Origin of the sequence: Chryseobacterium sp. ZHDP1, from assembly GCF_018603435.1 — a bacterium.
Taxonomy (GTDB): domain Bacteria; phylum Bacteroidota; class Bacteroidia; order Flavobacteriales; family Weeksellaceae; genus Chryseobacterium; species Chryseobacterium indicum.
In genome coordinates, this window is record NZ_CP075682.1 from 4061901 (window position 1) to 4079658 (window position 17758).

At 34.9% G+C, this 17758-nt stretch carries 16 protein-coding genes and 1 tRNA gene; 10 read left to right on the forward strand and 7 right to left on the reverse strand.

The features are described from left to right. Nucleotides 1-118 precede the first annotated feature (118 nt). Entirely contained in the window at nucleotides 119-1345 is a 1227-nt protein-coding gene (locus tag KKI44_RS18820) for a hypothetical protein (RefSeq protein WP_214588707.1), read from the forward strand. A 158-nt stretch (nucleotides 1346-1503) separates the two neighbouring features. Continuing rightward, nucleotides 1504-2205: a hypothetical protein gene (locus tag KKI44_RS18825; protein WP_214588708.1), complete on the forward strand. Its 702-nt coding sequence runs from the start codon at nucleotides 1504-1506 to the stop codon at nucleotides 2203-2205. Nucleotides 2206-2466: 261 nt separating this feature from the next. Here the strand turns inward: KKI44_RS18825 and KKI44_RS18830 are convergent, their stop codons facing one another. The 3 genes from KKI44_RS18830 to KKI44_RS18840 form a co-directional block, all read right to left on the reverse strand. Beyond that, the gene (locus KKI44_RS18830) at nucleotides 2467-3501 is read right to left on the reverse strand and encodes an RNA ligase family protein (RefSeq protein WP_214588709.1); all 1035 of its coding nucleotides are present in this window, start codon (nucleotides 3499-3501) and stop codon (nucleotides 2467-2469) included. A 245-nt stretch (nucleotides 3502-3746) separates the two neighbouring features. Further along, a tRNA-Ser gene (locus tag KKI44_RS18835) sits at nucleotides 3747-3833 on the reverse strand. Between the two features lie 58 nt (nucleotides 3834-3891). Then, entirely contained in the window at nucleotides 3892-4908 is a 1017-nt protein-coding gene (locus KKI44_RS18840; RefSeq protein WP_214588710.1) for an asparaginase, read from the reverse strand. A gap of 79 nt (nucleotides 4909-4987) precedes the next feature. On the opposite strand from KKI44_RS18840, the gene KKI44_RS18845 reads away from it, so the two are divergent. After that, nucleotides 4988-5659: a TrmH family RNA methyltransferase gene (locus tag KKI44_RS18845; RefSeq protein ID WP_214588711.1), complete on the forward strand. Its 672-nt coding sequence runs from the start codon at nucleotides 4988-4990 to the stop codon at nucleotides 5657-5659. Nucleotides 5660-6100: 441 nt separating this feature from the next. Next, nucleotides 6101-6259 carry a hypothetical protein gene (locus KKI44_RS18850; RefSeq protein WP_214588712.1) on the forward strand — a complete coding sequence of 53 codons (159 nt, stop codon included), beginning with the start codon at nucleotides 6101-6103 and terminating at the stop codon, nucleotides 6257-6259. On the opposite strand, the gene KKI44_RS18855 is transcribed toward KKI44_RS18850, so the two are convergent. The 3 genes from KKI44_RS18855 to tsaD are packed head-to-tail and all read right to left on the reverse strand — an operon-like array spanning nucleotide 6256 to nucleotide 8411. Beyond that, the gene (locus KKI44_RS18855) at nucleotides 6256-6951 is read right to left on the reverse strand and encodes an RsmE family RNA methyltransferase (RefSeq protein WP_214588713.1); all 696 of its coding nucleotides are present in this window, start codon (nucleotides 6949-6951) and stop codon (nucleotides 6256-6258) included. The genes KKI44_RS18850 and KKI44_RS18855 overlap by 4 nt on opposite strands. A gap of 42 nt (nucleotides 6952-6993) precedes the next feature. After that, nucleotides 6994-7398, reverse strand: a complete 405-nt coding sequence (locus KKI44_RS18860; protein WP_087707555.1) for a hypothetical protein — start codon at nucleotides 7396-7398, stop codon at nucleotides 6994-6996. After that, the gene (gene tsaD / locus KKI44_RS18865) at nucleotides 7395-8411 is read right to left on the reverse strand and encodes a tRNA (adenosine(37)-N6)-threonylcarbamoyltransferase complex transferase subunit TsaD (RefSeq protein ID WP_214588714.1); all 1017 of its coding nucleotides are present in this window, start codon (nucleotides 8409-8411) and stop codon (nucleotides 7395-7397) included. The genes KKI44_RS18860 and tsaD overlap by 4 nt, the downstream gene beginning before the upstream one ends. 4 nt (nucleotides 8412-8415) lie before the next feature. Between tsaD and KKI44_RS18870 the strand changes: the two genes are divergently transcribed. The 6 genes from KKI44_RS18870 (at nucleotide 8416) to KKI44_RS18895 (ending at nucleotide 16511) form a co-directional block, all read left to right on the forward strand. Then, nucleotides 8416-13212, forward strand: a complete 4797-nt coding sequence (locus KKI44_RS18870; RefSeq protein WP_214588715.1) for a translocation/assembly module TamB domain-containing protein — start codon at nucleotides 8416-8418, stop codon at nucleotides 13210-13212. 134 nt (nucleotides 13213-13346) lie between these two features. After that, nucleotides 13347-13817 carry an Lrp/AsnC family transcriptional regulator gene (locus tag KKI44_RS18875; RefSeq protein WP_029298841.1) on the forward strand — a complete coding sequence of 157 codons (471 nt, stop codon included), beginning with the start codon at nucleotides 13347-13349 and terminating at the stop codon, nucleotides 13815-13817. Between the two features lie 67 nt (nucleotides 13818-13884). Next, a complete protein-coding gene (locus tag KKI44_RS18880) occupies nucleotides 13885-14262 on the forward strand; it encodes a hypothetical protein (protein WP_116547814.1) in 378 nt (125 codons plus the stop codon). A gap of 160 nt (nucleotides 14263-14422) precedes the next feature. Then, on the forward strand, nucleotides 14423-14950 hold the full coding sequence (locus KKI44_RS18885) for a TetR/AcrR family transcriptional regulator (protein ID WP_214588716.1): 528 nt from the start codon (nucleotides 14423-14425) through the stop codon (nucleotides 14948-14950). A 2-nt stretch (nucleotides 14951-14952) separates the two neighbouring features. Continuing rightward, nucleotides 14953-15366: a nuclear transport factor 2 family protein gene (locus tag KKI44_RS18890; RefSeq protein ID WP_214588717.1), complete on the forward strand. Its 414-nt coding sequence runs from the start codon at nucleotides 14953-14955 to the stop codon at nucleotides 15364-15366. Between the two features lie 182 nt (nucleotides 15367-15548). Next, the gene (locus KKI44_RS18895; RefSeq protein ID WP_250902065.1) at nucleotides 15549-16511 is read left to right on the forward strand and encodes a transposase; all 963 of its coding nucleotides are present in this window, start codon (nucleotides 15549-15551) and stop codon (nucleotides 16509-16511) included. A 251-nt stretch (nucleotides 16512-16762) separates the two neighbouring features. On the opposite strand, the gene KKI44_RS18900 is transcribed toward KKI44_RS18895, so the two are convergent. Next, nucleotides 16763-17710, reverse strand: coding sequence for a transketolase family protein (locus KKI44_RS18900; protein WP_214588718.1), 948 nt, complete (start codon nucleotides 17708-17710; stop codon nucleotides 16763-16765). Between the last annotated feature and the right edge of the window lie 48 nt (nucleotides 17711-17758).

Below are 17758 nucleotides of genomic sequence, written 5' to 3' on the forward strand. Positions count from 1 at the left end.
TACTTATATATCTATTATAAATACTGTACTAGGTTTTGTACTTTTGATTATTAATTAACAATACTAAGAATCTTGTCATGCATTAAGATAAACTCGTATTAATAAATTTTGAATAATTATGAACTCAATAAAAATAAAACACAATCTTTACGATATTATTTTCTTACTATTTATAGGAATTATATACATATTTTCAATAGCTAAAGATCCTGCACTTGGTGATAGTCTGGCTTTTACATTACAAGGATATAAGGGGTTCGATTTTTCTTCGAATGCAACTAATCATCTGCTGTTTTCCAATCTATTATCCTTGCTTCATAAAATATTTCCTTTTATAAAAATACATTTTCTGTTTGTTTCAGTAAGTATCCTATCAGCAATATTGTCTTTATTATATCTGAGAAAATTATTAATAATATTAGAAGTTTCTTCCAAATCTTCTTTCATATGTATAATGATTTTAGGACTTTCATTTACATTTTGGAGGCAGGCAATCATAACAGAAGTTTATACATTTTATTTACTGTTTGTAATTTTATTTCTCATCAATTTATTTAAATTTAATCAGAGAAAAGAAATTAAATATTTTTATTATTTGTCTGTTTTATTAGGTATCCTTTTTTTGATACATATTCAGACGATTCTTTTTTTATTTCTTTATTTTTATTTCATTTTTAGAAATTTCTCTATCTTAAAAAAACATATTATTTATGGAGGGTTAATACCGATTCTTTTATTTTCAGTTTTATTAATTCCGGTATTTATGGGGTATCAGACTTTTATAGCTATTTTTACAGATAATTCCTATGAAAGTTCTCTTTTTAATTTTGATCCATCAATTATTTTTAAAAGTATTATAAGAAATATCGTCTTTTTTATATACAATTTTCTGTTTTTTTCTGTATTTTTATTCTGGGGCTTAAAAAATAAAACCTATGGTGATTATATACTTGTAGGCATTATTCCCTTTTTAATTTTTTGTATAAAACACAATGTATCCGATTCATATGTTTTTCAATTGGTTCCTTATATTTTTTTATTGATAATTATTGGAAGAGGATTGGATCATTTTCCTAAGATCTATATAATTTTACCATTATTTTTACCTTTAATTTATTTTGCTTCTTACAAAGTAATTCAAAAAACATCCTTAGGAAAGAATTTTGAAAAAGAAAAATATTATAAAGGAGGTATTAGATACATGATGTTTCCGCCATTAAAAGGAAACCCTGATTGGGATTACTTTATTCAAAAATATAAGGAAGATTCTCTTTATAATAATCCTGATATACAATATTTGCATCCTGCCATTAAAAAATGGGATAAAATCAGAAATAAAAATTAGTCTTATCCTGAACGCGAATCAGTTGAGGTATTTTAGATCCTATCCACTTTATTACATCAATCCAAAATCATCAATTCAAAAAAATTAAAACTAAAAAATAACACGTCGAGTTTTGTCGCATTACTGCAATAGCTTTGTCTTATCAAAATTACGAAGCTATGGAACTGCCATTATATTTAAGTTTTAACGAATTTGAAAATACCTATTACGACAACCTTGAAAAATGGTTTGAGGAATATCAGAATACAAGTGAAACCGACTATCTGAAAAAACTTTCGGATCTCTACAGTCCTTTTTTGTACTACAACTTTGTCAACGACAGAATTCAGGCGGATGCTTCCCTACAGATTAAAGACTGCTTTTTTCCTTATTACGACAAAATAGGGATTTCTTTCTGCACCACCTGTGAAAACGGAAAACCTGCCAGAAATTCAAAGAAAATCAATCATCAGTTCGAATGGAAAACCGTTACGATGATGGAATATGCACAGCATATTTTAGATAAAATCAACAGATACTTGTCTAAAAATAGTAATAAAGAAGATAAAAATAAAAGCGTGCTGGATTTTATCAACGATTTTGAAATCATCACTTCGCGTGAAGGAGCGGGATATTGTGTGAATTACAACCAGCATCAGGCGACAATTCCTTTTCTGAAAGCTTATCTTCCGGTTCAAGGACAAACGGTAAATATTGCGATATACAGAGATTTTCTGTTTTCCGTTGTTCAGATCGCAGAATTCATAGATCAGAAATTAAAAGAAGTGCAGGCTTTTGAAAGCATGATCTATTCTAAACTGAAATCAGAAGCGAAATTTAAAGTGCAGATGAGCCATCAGTTTTTAACGATGTGCAATTAACCAAAACACCAAAACATTCATATAGCTAAATTGTAGTTTGAAATTAGTTAGTACTTTTTCAAACAGAAAATCCCGGTTGAAAAACTGGGATTTTTTTATCGTTGATGGTTGTTATTTATTCATATTCATGATATTGCCTCAATCGATTATCAAAATTTTCTTATATTTTTCGAGTGCAGAACTAATAATTTCAGGTCTTAAATTTTAACCACTGAAAATCAAAAATTCGGGCAAACTTTAATAAGCGTTAAACTCTAATTTCTAAAAACTGTTGTTGGTAGAAGCTATTATTTTATTTATTTCAGAGCTGACTCTTTCTATAATCCACTCTTGTTCGCTAGAAGATAAATCATTCCAGATATTATTATTTTCGTTAAAATCTGCTATTACATCTTCCAGAAATTCCGTTTTGATCTCAGAAACCCGAAGTGGATTATTCATATCTAATGTTCCTATTTTAGAGATGGCACTATTTAACCTGTTCTGTGTAATATAATTTCTCAATTCTTCTAGAATAAAAGACAAATCTTCTGTTTTAGAAGAAACATCTGGAATGAATGACCATTTTTGAGCTTCATGAAATTTATCCTCTTCATCAAATTCAGGATTTTTTAATTTAACGATTGGTCTTGATAATAAAGTGTTATCTGTTTGATTATAAGGTTTTATAACTACCCCTTCGATTAAATTATCTTGCAGATCCGGAAGGTTAAATTCTTTTGGAATAGTTGAGTTGATTCTGATATTGAAATTCATTGCTTCATTGAATTTTCCAATCAATAAGGGTCTTGCATGAAATATTTTAAATTGATTAAAATAAGCGAGTGAACTTTCATAATCCAGATAATATTTAGAATCTGAACCATTGTTCTCAATAGCAATATCAAAAGCGCAAAACTCAATGTCCGGTGTATAGTATACTCCAGTCTGAATTGCCTGTAAGTCATTTACAGCACTTACTTCAGGATGAGGATATTTGCCGCCAAAAAGCTCTCCGTAAATAATGTATTTCTCTCCCTCTATTTCGTGGCTTAAATGTTCAAAAAGACGCAAAATATTATCTTCTAATTTGTTTACAACCAACTGGAAGCCGAAAAAATCATCTGTCCAATTGAGATATTCTTTTCTTTTCGCAAATTTTAGACTACCATTGTCATACACAAAGCTAAAGTTTGCACCATGTACTTTTTCCGTTACAACCCATTTTAATTTTTCCATTTGGGAAAAATCATGTTCATTCAGTCCCAGCTTTTTTAAACTATTAGGCATTTTTTCATACCCTGAAAACTCACTCATTATTTCCTGATTCTGCGTTTTAAATTTCTTTTAATATCCAAATTTACGCACTGCGTAAAATGCAATATACATATTATTAAGTTTATTTCAATGTTTAAGCCAATTTCAAAGGTAACCATGGAAGTCATAAAAGAAAGTGATACAGTTAATCTTTGGTAAATACAATAAAAAAACGATCAGACTTTTGATAATACGAAGAGTGTTAAATCAAAAAAGTCTCAGGTAAAACCTAAGACTTTTATTTGCAGAAAGGAAGGGATTCGAACCCTCGATACAGTTACCCGTATACTACCTTTCCAGGGTAGCTCCTTCAACCACTCGGACACCTTTCTTTATTCGAGACTGCAAAAATAGACTATTTTCCGGAATCTGCAAACTCAAAATGCAAATTTATCCGAAAATTTCTCCGCAAAGGCTTTTGGAGAAGTTTTCTGCGAAGTTTCCTGTGTAATTTGGGTTGTCTATCAAATGCATTGCTTTAGTAATCGCACTTTCGGCAGTAATATCCGTTCCGCTAATGGCTCCGATTCTTGAAAAAATATTGCTGTTTTCATACTTTCCGAATGAGATTCCGCCTGAAATACACTGACTTACCACCACAATTTCAGTTCCGTTATCTCGGATCTGCTGCAACGTTTCCACCGTTTTTTCACTGCTGAAAATGGTTCCCGAGCCAAAAACCTGAAGAATAAGAACCTTCATTTTTGGAATTTCTTTAAAATGATTCAGATTCATTCCCGGAAAAATTCTCCAGAAAATAACATCTTCCGAAATATGATCGTCTACATGAAATTCAATATCCGGATCACAGCGGTAAAGATTATCTTTGATAATATTTAAATGTACTCCGGATTGCCCAAGAATAGGATAGTTTGGACTTGCATACGCATCAAAATACTCCGCAGAATATTTCAAAGTGCGGTTTCCTCTCAACAGTTTATATTCAAAATAAATCGCCACTTCCTGAATAACCGCTTCCTCATTTTCGTACAGACTTGCATAATAAAGGCTCGTGAGAAGATTTTCTTTGGCATCTGTTCGTAGATCTCCGATCGGAAGTTGAGAGCCCGTTAAAATAACCGGTTTTTTCAATCCTTTCAGCATAAAACTTAATGCAGAAGCGGTATAAGACATCGTGTCTGTACCATGCAGAATTAAAAATCCGTCGAACTGATGATAATTTTTCTGAATATAATGAGCAATAATTTTCCATTCTTCAGGTCCCATGTCGGAAGAATCCAGCGGTTTTTCAAAAGGATGTACAAAAACTTCACATTCCATCAGCTTCATTTCTGGCATTTTTTCAAAAATATTTCCGAAATCAAACGCACGGAGGCTTCCGCTTTCATAATCTTTCTCCATTCCAATCGTTCCACCAGTGTATATCAACAGGACTTTTCTTTTCATATAAGACTTTTCTTAGATTTTTATCCTCCATTCGCAGGATTCCTCAAATTTACGTTAATTTGCAAAGATTTGAAAATGAATGAAAGATTTACAGCAAACTTTTGAGTATTTAAAGCAGTTTTTAACGGAAGAAAGATTAAGTAAAATTGAGCATTTTGCGCCGGAAAGTTCAGATTTTATTCTTCCGGTGGTGGAAGATGTCTATCAGTTCAGGAACGCAGCCGCAATTGTACGTTCTGTGGAAGCGTGCGGTTTTCATAAAGTGGTGGCTTTGCAGGAAGAATATAGTTTTGAACCCAATCTTCGCGTTACAAAAGGCGCAGATACGTGGGTAGAAGTGGAAAAAATGCCGAGAAGCATGGAGTCTTTCCAAGACATAAAAGACAGAGGCTATAAAATTGTTGCGGTTTCGCTGGAAAATAATGCTAAAATGCTGCCCGAATACGAAATTACTGAACCGATGGCTTTGGTTTTCGGGACGGAAATGGAAGGAGTTTCTCAGGAAATTCTGGATTTTGCCGACGAAACTCTGGCGATTCCGATGTATGGTTTTACCCGAAGTTTCAATGTTTCCGTAGCCGCTTCCATTTGTATGTATGAACTGAAGCAGAAATTACTAAAATCTGATATCGATTATAAACTGAATGAAGAAAAGCTCTTAAGGATGAAAATCCGTTGGGCAGTAAACTCCATAAGAAGCGGACAGCAGATTTTTGATAAATATTTGAAGGATAATGATCTTGAATTATGAGATTAACGGTGCTTTTCGTAGTTCTGATGGTGATAGGCTGCAATAAAAAGACTGATAAATATACCTCAAGCTAAAATTGCTGTTGATACTTTTTCACAAAATCTCATTGAAGAAGAACCTGAAGATACCACAACGGTTTCCTTTTCAAAAACCTTAACCGGAAACGGATATTCTTATACATTAAAAGGAAGACAGAATATTAATGATGGAATCAATTTTAAATCAATTGATATTTTTCATCAGAAGAAACTTCATCAGAGAATTATTTTTGATACGGTTTCTGTTTTAAATGAGTTGGAAGCTTATTTTAATGTAAGTCAGGATGTAAATTTTGACGGATTTAAGGATTTGGAAGTAATAAATCAGATGGGAAATTACTGGTCTTCATCAAGTTTCTGGCTGTACAATAAATAAACTAAAAAGTACGATTATTACAAGCCAATGGATACGATTATTAATCCTGTAGTTGATAAAAAAAATAAAGCAATTACATCAACTTATCATGTCGGTCCGGTAAACTATTACTATAAAGTATATGAGTGGAAGCATAAAAAGCTAACCATGACCCATTATCAGGAAGATGAAGATAATGGTTTCTAAATCATTTGATTATAATTCCACGCGGCAACAAAAATTCCAGCGGTCTCTGTTCTCAACCTCTGATTTCCCAAAGAAACTGCTTTGATATTATTATCAGCCAAAAAAGCTATCTCTTTTTCCGAAAAATCGCCTTCAGGACCAATCAGAAAAGTGATATTTTGCAATCCGGGAATCTTATTGAGTTCCGTTCTTTCTAAATTCTCGTGGCAGTGCGCAACAAACGTATGTTCGGGATCAATATTTTTAAGAAAATCCTGAATCTTCATTACATCGTTAATAATGGGAAAATGAAATCTTAAACTCTGTTTGGAAGCAGCAATTGCCTGTTTTTTAATTTTATCCAGATTGATATTTTTACGCTCAGTTTTTTCCGTCTGTAGAAAAGTGATTTCAGAAATTCCCATCTCGACCGCTTTTTCAACAAAGAATTCAATGCGGTCAATATTTTTAGTCGGAGCTATCGCAATATGGAGTTTCGGACTGAAATCAGGAAGATTATTTTTAATCTCATCTACTTCAATATGGGCTTTTTTACCTTCAATCGTCAGTTTCCCGGAAGCAAGATTTCCTTTTCCGTCTGTTACATGAATGGCTTCACCGTTTTTCATCCGAAGAACTTTTACAATGTGTTGTTGTTCTTCATCGTTAATCGTTACCACATTTCCTTCAATTTCTCCGTAAAAAAGTTTCATATTTAAATATTTAGAATCTGCCTGAATTTTTCTAACTAATTATTAAAAATAAGTTTCATTTTCGCTTAAAAATGCCACTCCGGTTTTTATCGTTGTATAAATATCGCCTTCACAATCTCTGTAGGAACAGGTGTAAATCTCCTCAATCCATTTATTGTTAATGAAAATCAAGTTCAGATATTCGTTTTTTCTTAAATTATTTTTGATGGATAAATAATCTCCCTCTTTCGGTTCATATTCAAAACTGAAAACATTTTCTGCATTGATCTGTTCAATAATTTCTTCCTTGATATTCTGAACATATCCCGTTTCTGAGCTTGCCGGAAAATAATCGGCGAAATCCTCCGATGCTTCATTTTTTCCCGTCACCGTTTCTAAGATCCAGTAATATTTGGAGTTTTTCTTAGAATGTTTGCCAAGTATTTTTTCCTCTAACAGTATTTTCATAAATCGTATTTTGCGGTTGCTGAAGTTCTCAGATCAGTAAATTCTCCCCGCTCAAATTTTAACTGAGCAACCATCGCAATCATCGCAGCATTATCCGTAGTATATTCAAATTTCGGAATGTAAATATTCCAGCCCAGTTTTTCATGATTGTCCTGCATCGCCGTTCTCAAAGCCGAATTTGCCGAAACTCCTCCTGCAATCGCCACTTCATTAATATTTAAATCTTTGGCTGCCTTTTCCAGTTTGTTCATCAGAATTTCAATAATCGTTTTCTGTACCGAAGCACAAAGATCATTCATGTTATTTTTAATAAAATCGGGATCTTTTTTTACCTCTTTCTGAATAAAATACAGCACAGAAGTCTTAATTCCGCTGAACGAATAATCGTAATTTTCTAATTTAGGTTTATTGAATGTAAAAGCATCCGGATTTCCTTCTTTGGCCAGTCTGTCTATAATAGGACCTGCCGGATAATCAAGATCGAATATCTTCCCGATTTTATCAAATGCTTCACCTGCTGCATCATCAGTCGTTTTCCCGATAATTTCCATATCGAAATAATCTTTCACCAGAACAATCATCGTGTGTCCGCCGCTCACGGTAAGACACAAAAAAGGGAACTTTGGCGGCACAGGATTTGCATCCTCGATGAAATGGGCTAAAATGTGCGCCTGGAGATGGTTTACCTCAATAAGCGGAACATCCAAACTCATTGCCAAAGACTTAGCAAATGACGTTCCCACAAGAAGAGAACCTAAAAGTCCCGGCCCACGTGTAAATCCTATCGCAGAAATTGCATTTTGTTGTATATTTGCTTTGGTTAAGGATTTTTCAACAACGGGGATAATATTTTGCTGATGCGCACGCGAAGCCAGCTCAGGAACCACACCGCCATATTCTTTATGGATCGCCTGATTCGCTGCAATATTCGAAAGAATAGAATTTCCCTTGATGATAGCTGCTGATGTATCGTCGCAGGACGATTCAATACCTAAAATTATAGAGTCGCTCATAATAATGGCAAAGTTAGAGAATAATAACGAGAATGAGAACAAAAAATCAGTAGCTGGTAACTTAGGTAATCAGGTGCAGAAAGCTGTTGAAAATGCGGAAGGTGTTGTAAAAGAAACAGTTAAAGAAGCGTCCGAACTTGCTTCAGATGCAATTAATCATCCCATTGAAACGGCTGAAGAGTTTGGAAAACAGGCGGTAAAAGACGTTACAAGTTATTCATGGTGGGCAAAACTTTTACTGATTCTCTTCTGGCTGGGTCTGGCTTTGGTTGCCGCTATTTTTATAATTATTAATCTTCCTTCCACAAAACAGTGGGCAGCAGATCAGGCGTTACAAATTGTTAACCGCGACTTTAAAGCACAAATGTCAACAGAAAGCGTTGAGGTTAATTTTTTCGGAAATGTAAAAATCAAAGGATTAAAGATCAAAGATTATAAAGGATACGATTTTATTCAGTCCAAAGAATTTATTGCTAATTCCAACTGGCTTTCTTTAGCCTCGAATATCACTAAAAATAATTCTCTGAGTTTCAATTCTCTTACGTTAAAAAACGCGGATGTAAAAGTGATTACATACAAAGGCGACAGTATTTCAAACTTCATCCGTTTTACCAAACTGTTTGACAGCGGCAAAAAGAGAAATCCCAATAAACCTCCGTTTCAGCTCGATTCAAGACTGCAGATTCTGGATTCTAAAGTTTCCATCGTCAATCTGAATTCTCCGGGTGAAAAAGGAAAATGGTTAACCGCAACCAATTTTAATCTGATTGCACCGAATGTAAAAGTAAACGGAAGAAATATTTCAGGAATAATCAATAATATGTCTTTCACCACAACAAGATGGGGGAAATCTCATTTTGTGGATACTTTTTCTACCGAGCTCTCCATGACGCCGGAATATCTTTTCCTGAAAGATCTTACTTTAAATACAGATCACTCGCTTTTACAGGGAGATATTAAATTTAACCTTCACAATGACGGTTCGTGGGCAGATTTTGCAGATAAAGTGAAATGGGACATGAACTTAAAACAGGGAAGCCAGTTAAGCGGATATGATATCAGTTATTTTGTGACCAACTGGGATAATTTTAAGCCTTTCAATGTTTCAGGGAAAATGACAGGTCCACTGAATGATTTTAAGCTTGATAATTTTCTCATCCGAAATCCTGATGTGAATATTGCCACCAAAAAAATGAAGGTGAATAAGCTGCTGAAAGGAAACTTTTTAATTGAAACCAATGATCTTTCTGCTGATTTCACTTATAAAGATCTAAAAGCAATGATGCCTTCATTTATTGCTAAAAAAATGAAAAACTTCGCGGATGATTTCGGAAAATTAAAATACAACGGAACCGCAAGTGTAAATCCGAACCGCGTTTACGTTTCAAACGGAAATCTGATGACAGGAATCGGGCAGGCAAAAATCACGAATTTTTCTTTAACGGAATACAGCTCTCCGATGCCGAAATATGCCGGAATAGCGGAAGTGAAGGATCTTAATACTTCCGTGATTACAAAAAACAAATCCGTAGGATTAATTTCTGGGAAGTTCAATATCAACGGGCAGAGTTTTGATGTAAACACCATGAAGCTGACGACGAAATCACAGATTTCGAGCATTGAAATTATGAATAAGGAAATCAATAATCTGTATCTTGACGGATTATTGGATCATAAAAAATACAACGGACTCATCACCGTGAATGATGAACAGGCAAAAGCAACCATAAAAGGATTAATTGATTTCAGCACTCCAAGAATTTCGATGGATGTGAATGCTGATGTAAATTACCTAAACATGAATTATTTTACCAATAAACCCGGAAACCAGATTGTAAGCGGAAAGGTGACTGGTAAAATGGCAATGTCTTCCATTAACGATTTAGCGCTGGATGTAGAAGCCAGAGGAATTAATTTTGCAACGGCAACCCAGAAATACTCCATTCCGAATGCAAAAGTGAAAACCTTTGTGGAAAACGGAGGCAGAGTTATTGCTGTGGATGCTCCGGGAGCAGTGAACGGAAAAATTTCAGGACGATACAATCTGGGCGATCTTGCGGGAATGGTAGAAAACGGACTCAATAAAATTCTTGTGGGACCTGCACCAAGAAAAATATACCGAGGACAGAGCTTTGCCATGAATTTTGATGTTCAGCAAGGTTTGGTAAGCTATTTCTTACCGGATCTTAAAATTCCGCAGGGCGCAAAAGTGGAAGGGCAGTACGACGGAAATTCCAATAACCTGATCCTGAATCTTGATGCGGCTTCACTGAAATATATCATGACGAAAACTCAGGAGATTACAGAAGCGGATAAAGCTTTGGCTGCCGCGAATCCCGAGTATAAAATTAACGAAAGAGATAAAATTACCAGAGACAGCGCAATGGTAGACAGCGTTATGGTAAGAATCAATACCGCGAATCTTAATGAGCAGATTTATGCTAAAATCAACAGGGTTTTATACAATAAAAATGTTCTTAAAGACATTACTTTAAGCGGAAGAAACGAGAACAATACCATTCTTCATCTCGCAACAAAATTTAAACACGGAAGTCCTGAAGATGAGCTTGATGACAATCTGAAAGAATACGCGATCAACGTCAATCAGTCTACCAACGCAGGAGGCGATTTTGTTTTCAGATTTGAACCAACCGAGGTTAAGTTTAATGATGTAACATGGGCTATTGATACCAGTCCGGAACTTAATCATTCCATCACTTACCGTAAAAAAGAAAGCGATTTTGATATTCAGAATCTCCGGGTTTTTTCAGACAACAGTGCATTGTTTATTAAAGATGCCCAGTTTAAATCTGCCAAGGATTTTTATGTAGATGCGGAAGTGGATAATTTTGCCATCGAAAAGCTGCTGGAAATGCAGGCAGGAGGAAATTCTATGAACATTAAAGGTCTTGCAAACGGAAGTGTGAAAATTAAAATGGACAAAAACACGCTGCAACCTTTGGTAGATATGACGATCGATGATATCATGATGAACGGAAACGACATGGGAGATATCACCATTTCTGCAACCAACAGTTATTCCCTGAATGTTTATGATGTCGATATAAAAGTAAATTCTGCAGGAATTATCGGAAACAACAGTCTTCATGTAACCGGAACGGTAAATAATAATACTGAGTCGCCAATAATTGATCTTACCGCTGAAATGCGCGATTTTGATGTAGCCTTCGCCCAGCAGTTCGTGACTTCGGTTTTTGGAAATCTGAGAGGAAAAGCAACCGGAGACCTTAAAATTTCAGGAAAATTCAGCAATCTGGACTACAGTGGAGATATTGCACTTAAAGGATTCGGTCTGAAACTTTTGTTTACAGGTGTTGATTATTCTTTTGATGATACTGTAATTCCTTTAACCAAAGGTTTAGCGATTCTTAACAGTGTTGAGGTTCATGACGGAAGAACCAATTCAAAAGGAAATATTTCCGGTGCGATTCAGTTTGAGACACTCTCGTCGATGGGAGTCAACCTCGTGATGAGAGCCGATAATTTATTAATGCTGAATACTACCCAGAAAGATCTGGATTTATTCTGGGGAAGAGTTTACGGGCAGGGAGATTTATACGTAGACGGACCTGTTTCCGGTTTAAGTATTTCCACTCCTAACATGAAAGCTTTAAGCGGAAGTACATTTACATTCAACTCAGGCTCTACTTCTAATGTGGAAGAATTTAAGATGCTGAGATTCCTGAAAGAAGGAAAAGACGGTCTGGTTACTTTGGATGAAAAGAAAAAATCCGGAGCGAACATGAATATTGATCTTGCTCTGGATGTAGATAAAGGGACAACCGTGAATGTTCTTATTGGAGACGATGTCGGAAATATTATGGTAAAAGGAGCTGCCGAAAAGCTTCGTTTCCAGATGAGCCGACAGGGAAATATCGCCATGAACGGAACATATAAGGTAGATAACGGAACTTTTGTTTCCAAAGCGATTCTTAACAAAACGTTCCAGATTGAGAAAGGAAGCAGCATCCGTTGGGATGGAGATGCGATGAAGCCAGCTTTGGATATTACTGCAAATTATACGAAAGTGGTTTCAAACGCAGGTAAATATCTGAATATGGGAAGCCTTCAGCCAATAACTATTCTGCTTCAGGCGAATATTACCCAATCGCTGGTTGATCCTAAAATTGATCTTGACGTAACTGCGTTGGATGTTTCCAGCCAGATTAAAGAGACGTTGGCTTCAAAAATGAGTCAGGAAGGTGAAAAAGTTTTACAGTTTGGATCTGTTTTACTTTTAAGCACTTTTAATGTTTCCGACACCGGCGGAGTGAATGTCAATGCGGCAGATCTTGCAGAAACACAGGGATACAATTTGTTATTAAAACAATTGGGATCTGTTTTAAATACTATGAGCAACGAATTCCAGATCGACCTGAATTATGTAAAAGGAGATCAGTATTCCAATGTAGGAGACCGTGCGAATGCAGGAGTTAGTTTTGCGCTTTCACCAAGAGTAAAAGTAAAAACAGGACTGGGAATTCCACTCACAAAAACCGAAAATACAGACGTTAATTATCTGTCCGGAGAAGGGACGATCGAGTATGATATTTCCAAGAAAAATGACGGAAGTCTTCTATTGCGGGGATATTCCAAACCTTCCAACATCGGAATGGTAAACGGAGCCGGATCAAACGGAACTGCGAACCAGGCATACGGAGCGGGTATTGTCTGGTCTAAGAGTTTTAATTCTATATTTAAAAAGAAGAAAAAAGATAAAAAACAAACGGCTGAGCAAACTGAAATAAAAACAGATTCTGTAAAATCAGGGAGTAAATAATCAGAATATTTTAATGATTTTTGTCATATGTGTTAATTATTGTTAATGTTTGATATAATTTTTTTTGTTAAATTATTTTTTTTAAATTTGCAAAAAATATGTAGATTTTTTAAAGAAATTGTAATTTAACTAATATGAACTATCAACTGGACGAAATAGACAAGAAAATTCTTGATTTCTTAGTAGAGAACACAAGAATGCCTTTTACAGAAATTGCTAAGCAGATGGATGTTTCTGCGGGTACAATTCACGTAAGAGTGAAAAAGATGGAGGATGCAGGTATTATTTTGGGATCATCTCTTAATATAGATTACGGAAAGTTAGACTATCACTTCACCGCTTTTATCGGAATCTTATTAACCAAATCTAACAGAACTCAGGAAGTTCTGAAAGAATTATCTACTATTCCAAACGTAATTGAAGCTAGCGTAATTTCCGGAAAATATAATATTTTCTGCAAAGTAAGAGCTAAGAATACAGACGATGCAAAGAGAATCATCTACCAAATCGATGATATTCAAGATGTAATGAGAACAGAAAGTATGATTTCTATGGAAGAATACTTAAGCGACAAAAACAGACTGATTAACGCGATCTCTGTATAATCAAATTTTAAACGAATTATATAAAAGAACTTATGAAATCTCTCATAAGTTCTTTATTTTTGTAGTTATGGAAGAATACAGCTATTTTGACGAAGATCCGAAGAAAGGGTGGGGTTTCATCCTTGCTTTTGCGGCATTGCTCTTGTTTACGGTTATGGGATTCGGGATCGATCTTGATGAATATTTGCAGCACGAAACCCTGAATATTCCGGCTTGGTACGCCTACACTGTTTTCGCAATTGATGCTTTAATGGTGGTAAGTCTTGTGCTTATGTTTTTTTACAGAAAAATAGGCATCTTTGCTTTTCCTGCGTTATTGGTTCTGCATTTCTTCATGCACAACTATTACTTGTCTACTTTCCTTTACACTGACGTTACCAATCTTTTTCTTTTTACAGGTTTCGGAATGCTGGCAATAATTCCTAAATGGAAGTTTTTTAGGTAATTTAATAATACAATAAATTGAGAGCGGGCTTTGTCCGCTTTTTTTATGGATGTAAAAGACTTCTTTTTTGTGATAGATAAATCTTTATCATTATTATAGACAGATTAGTCTGTCTGTTTTTGAAATTTTGTATTACCTTTGACTTATCAAAAACAAAAGAATGGTATCACCTAAAGAAAGAATCATAGAAACCACGTTTGAACTGTTTGCTAAACAAGGATATAATTCCACGGGAATAAATCAGATCATTGCCGAAGCAAAAGTGGCAAAGGCAAGTTTTTATCAGTATTTTAAATCGAAAGAAGATTTGTGTGTAGAATTTCTGAACGTAAGACATGATTATTGGTTTGGTGAGCTCAACAAATTTGTATCAGGAAAAAAAGATGTAAAATCAAAACTGATCGCTTCTTTTGACTTTTTAATAGAAATGAATCGGAAAGAAAATTTCAGAGGTTGCAGTTTTCTTAATATTTTATCTGAGATTCCGACGGATAACCTAAAAATACTGTCTGTTATACAAAGTCATAAGCAGGATTTGAGAGATCATTTTTCATCATTACTGGAAGATCCGGATCTTTCTGATCATGTCTATTTGCTTTTTGAAAGCTCAATTGTCGAAAGTCAGGTTTTCAGATCAAATGAATTAATAGAAAAATCAAAAAGAATAGTTAACAATCTAATACATTAAAAATGGAACAGAAACACCCACTTCCACCGTTCACTTTAGAGGCAGCCCTTGAAAAAATTCAGCTTGCAGAAGATGCATGGAACAGTCAGGATCCTGAAAGAGTTTCCAAAGCCTACACTGTAGACAGTGAATGGAGAAACAGAGATCAATTTGTAAATGGCAGAGAAGAAATTGTAAAATTCCTCAGCAGTAAATGGCAGAAAGAATTTAATTATAAACTGAAAAAAGAATATTGGGCGCATGTAGATAACCGAATTGCTGTACGTTTCGAGTATGAATATCAGAATAAAGAAGGAAATTGGTTCCGTGCTTACGGAAACGAAAACTGGGAATTTGACGAGAATGGTTTGATGAGAAAAAGATTTGCAAGCATTAATGATTTAGCGATAAAAGAAGAAGACAGAAAGCTAAAATAATTTTCTTGGAATTTCGCCTTAAAATGTCTAGATTCTGATAAAGCTTTGCTCCTTTGCGAAGATATCAACAAAGGCATAATACTGAAAAATAGTTGGTAGAATCCTATCAAAACCTCATTGTTAGGCTGCTTGGAGGAAGTTTTATGAAACGTGTTTCATAAAACTTTTTCTTTGTCTGAAAAATGGCAAAAAAACGTTGTTGGTCTTGTTCAAGCCTGGAGGTAATTCGTTGGGGAAAACAAGGGGGAAAGCAAAGATTTAAATGTAAAAATTGCGGGATTTTATTTACTCAAAACAGAACGGAGCAGAGAATTAAAAATCGTTTTATCTGGTTCAAAAAATGGGTATTGGAAAGGCAGACCTACAAAACGCTTTGCAGAGACAGCGGTTATTCGAAAGATACTTTGCAGAAAACATTTTATACCATTTTAGAGCAGTCTCCTACCTTAAAGATCATCAAACGGGAAAAGGTGAATTTAAGAATGGATGCAACTTATTTTGCTCAGTTCTGTTTAATTGCTTATCAGGATGATTTTGATGGATATACACAGCTTATCCGTTTTACCGATGGAGAACATTATGAAGAAATCAGGGAAGATTTAAACAATCTTTTACGGCTGGGCGTAAAGCTGGAAAGCATTACTACAGATGGACATAAAAGCGTTTTGAAAGCCATAAATAAATCTGATGGAGACATCATTACTCAGAGATGTCTGGTTCATATTCAGAGAATGTGCCTGATCTGGCTCACAAAGTTTCCTAAACACATTGCCGGTCAGGAACTTCGAAAACACGTTTTATTATTACTGAAAATTAAAACACAAAACGATAAAATCTGGTGGAAAAATGAACTCAACGACTGGTATTTGAGACATCAGGATTATATTAATGAAAAAACAATTAATCTTGAAACCGAAAGATACTGGTATACCCACAAGCTTATCAGACGATCGTATTTTACTATAAAACGGGCATTGCCCAATATGTTTCATTATCTGGAAAATCCCAATATTCCTAAAACAACCAATGGTATTGAGGGATATTTCAGCCATTTAAAAAATCATCTCGACCTGCACAGAGGTCTCACATTGAAAAACCGAATCAATTTCATCAAATGGTATATTTATTTTTCTAACGAAAAATAGAGTTTTTTTAGCCATAAGGTTCATCCGATAATAAACGAAAAGGTGAGGGAAACCTCACCTTAAAACTATCGTTTTGAACATTAATCCTATTGCTGAAAAGTTGATCTCCACCAGTGCTTTTGTCCTCTTCGGATTAACATCCATAATTTATTAAAATATATCCTGAATTTCACCAACTATTTTTCAGTACATTACCTCAACAAACGAAAAAGCATCCAAAAAGGATGCTTTTTTATTTATTTTTAAAAGAATTATTTATCTAAAATTCTCTTCACTGCTTCTTTCACGGCAGTAGAATCAATTTTATATTTCTTCATCAATTCAGCAGGCGTTGCAGATTCTCCGAAAGTATCGTTTACTGCTACAAATTCCTGTTTTGTCGGTCTTTTTCTTGCCAACATTCCCGCAACAGATTCTCCCAGACCACCGATGTAGTTGTGTTCTTCAGCCGTTACAATTTTTCCTGTCTTTTCAACAGATTTTAAGATGATTTCTTCGTCCAAAGGTTTAATCGTGTGGATATTGATTACTTCACAGGAAATACCTTCTTTTTCAAGCTCATCTGCAGCAAGTAAAGATTCCCAAACCAAATGTCCCGTTGCAACAATGGTTACATCTGTTCCTTCCTGAAGCATAATTCCTTTTCCGATCTCGAAAGGCATATCTTCAGGAATGAAAACAGGAACTACAGGTCTTCCGAATCTTAAATAAACCGGACCTTCAAAATCGGCAATCGCTAAAGTAGCTGCTTTTGTCTGGTTGTAATCACAAGGATTAATCACCGTCATTCCCGGAAGCATTTTCATCATTCCGATATCTTCCAAAACCTGGTGTGTTGCACCGTCTTCACCCAAAGTAAGACCCGCGTGAGAAGCACAGATTTTTACATTTTTATTGGAGTACGCAATAGACTGACGAATCTGATCGTATACTCTGGAAGTGGAAAAGTTAGCAAAAGTTCCTGTAAAAGGAATTTTTCCTGTAATGCTCAAACCGGCTGCAAGACCCATCATATTCGCTTCCGCAATACCTACCTGAAAAAATCTTTCAGGAGCCTTTTCAATGAATTTTTCCATCTTCAAAGAACCGATAAGGTCTGCACAAAGCGCTACAACATTAGGATTTTTATCTGCAAGTTCAGCCAATCCGGCTCCGAATCCTGAACGTGTATCTTTTTTTTCTGTATATGTAAATTTCATTTTTTTCTAATTATTAATTAAGATTACTTATTACCAATTACTCATTAC

Bases quoted from the DNA above. Each gene is read 5' to 3' on its own strand.
- KKI44_RS18855 (WP_214588713.1), bottom strand. From the start codon at position 6,951: ATGAAACTTTTTTACGGAGAAATTGAAGGAAATGTGGTAACGATTAAC.
- KKI44_RS18900 (WP_214588718.1), bottom strand. From the start codon at position 17,710: ATGAAATTTACATATACAGAAAAAAAAGATACACGTTCAGGATTCGGA.
- KKI44_RS18895 (WP_250902065.1), top strand. From the start codon at position 15,549: ATGGCAAAAAAACGTTGTTGGTCTTGTTCAAGCCTGGAGGTAATTCGT.
- KKI44_RS18850 (WP_214588712.1), top strand. From the start codon at position 6,101: ATGGATACGATTATTAATCCTGTAGTTGATAAAAAAAATAAAGCAATT.
- KKI44_RS18885 (WP_214588716.1), top strand. From the start codon at position 14,423: ATGGTATCACCTAAAGAAAGAATCATAGAAACCACGTTTGAACTGTTT.
- KKI44_RS18875 (WP_029298841.1), top strand. From the start codon at position 13,347: ATGAACTATCAACTGGACGAAATAGACAAGAAAATTCTTGATTTCTTA.
- KKI44_RS18825 (WP_214588708.1), top strand. From the start codon at position 1,504: ATGGAACTGCCATTATATTTAAGTTTTAACGAATTTGAAAATACCTAT.
- KKI44_RS18845 (WP_214588711.1), top strand. From the start codon at position 4,988: ATGAAAGATTTACAGCAAACTTTTGAGTATTTAAAGCAGTTTTTAACG.
- KKI44_RS18840 (WP_214588710.1), bottom strand. From the start codon at position 4,908: ATGAAAAGAAAAGTCCTGTTGATATACACTGGTGGAACGATTGGAATG.
- KKI44_RS18890 (WP_214588717.1), top strand. From the start codon at position 14,953: ATGGAACAGAAACACCCACTTCCACCGTTCACTTTAGAGGCAGCCCTT.
- KKI44_RS18860 (WP_087707555.1), bottom strand. From the start codon at position 7,398: ATGAAAATACTGTTAGAGGAAAAAATACTTGGCAAACATTCTAAGAAA.
- KKI44_RS18820 (WP_214588707.1), top strand. From the start codon at position 119: ATGAACTCAATAAAAATAAAACACAATCTTTACGATATTATTTTCTTA.
- KKI44_RS18830 (WP_214588709.1), bottom strand. From the start codon at position 3,501: ATGAGTGAGTTTTCAGGGTATGAAAAAATGCCTAATAGTTTAAAAAAG.
- tsaD (WP_214588714.1), bottom strand. From the start codon at position 8,411: ATGAGCGACTCTATAATTTTAGGTATTGAATCGTCCTGCGACGATACA.
- KKI44_RS18870 (WP_214588715.1), top strand. From the start codon at position 8,416: ATGGCAAAGTTAGAGAATAATAACGAGAATGAGAACAAAAAATCAGTA.
- KKI44_RS18880 (WP_116547814.1), top strand. From the start codon at position 13,885: ATGGAAGAATACAGCTATTTTGACGAAGATCCGAAGAAAGGGTGGGGT.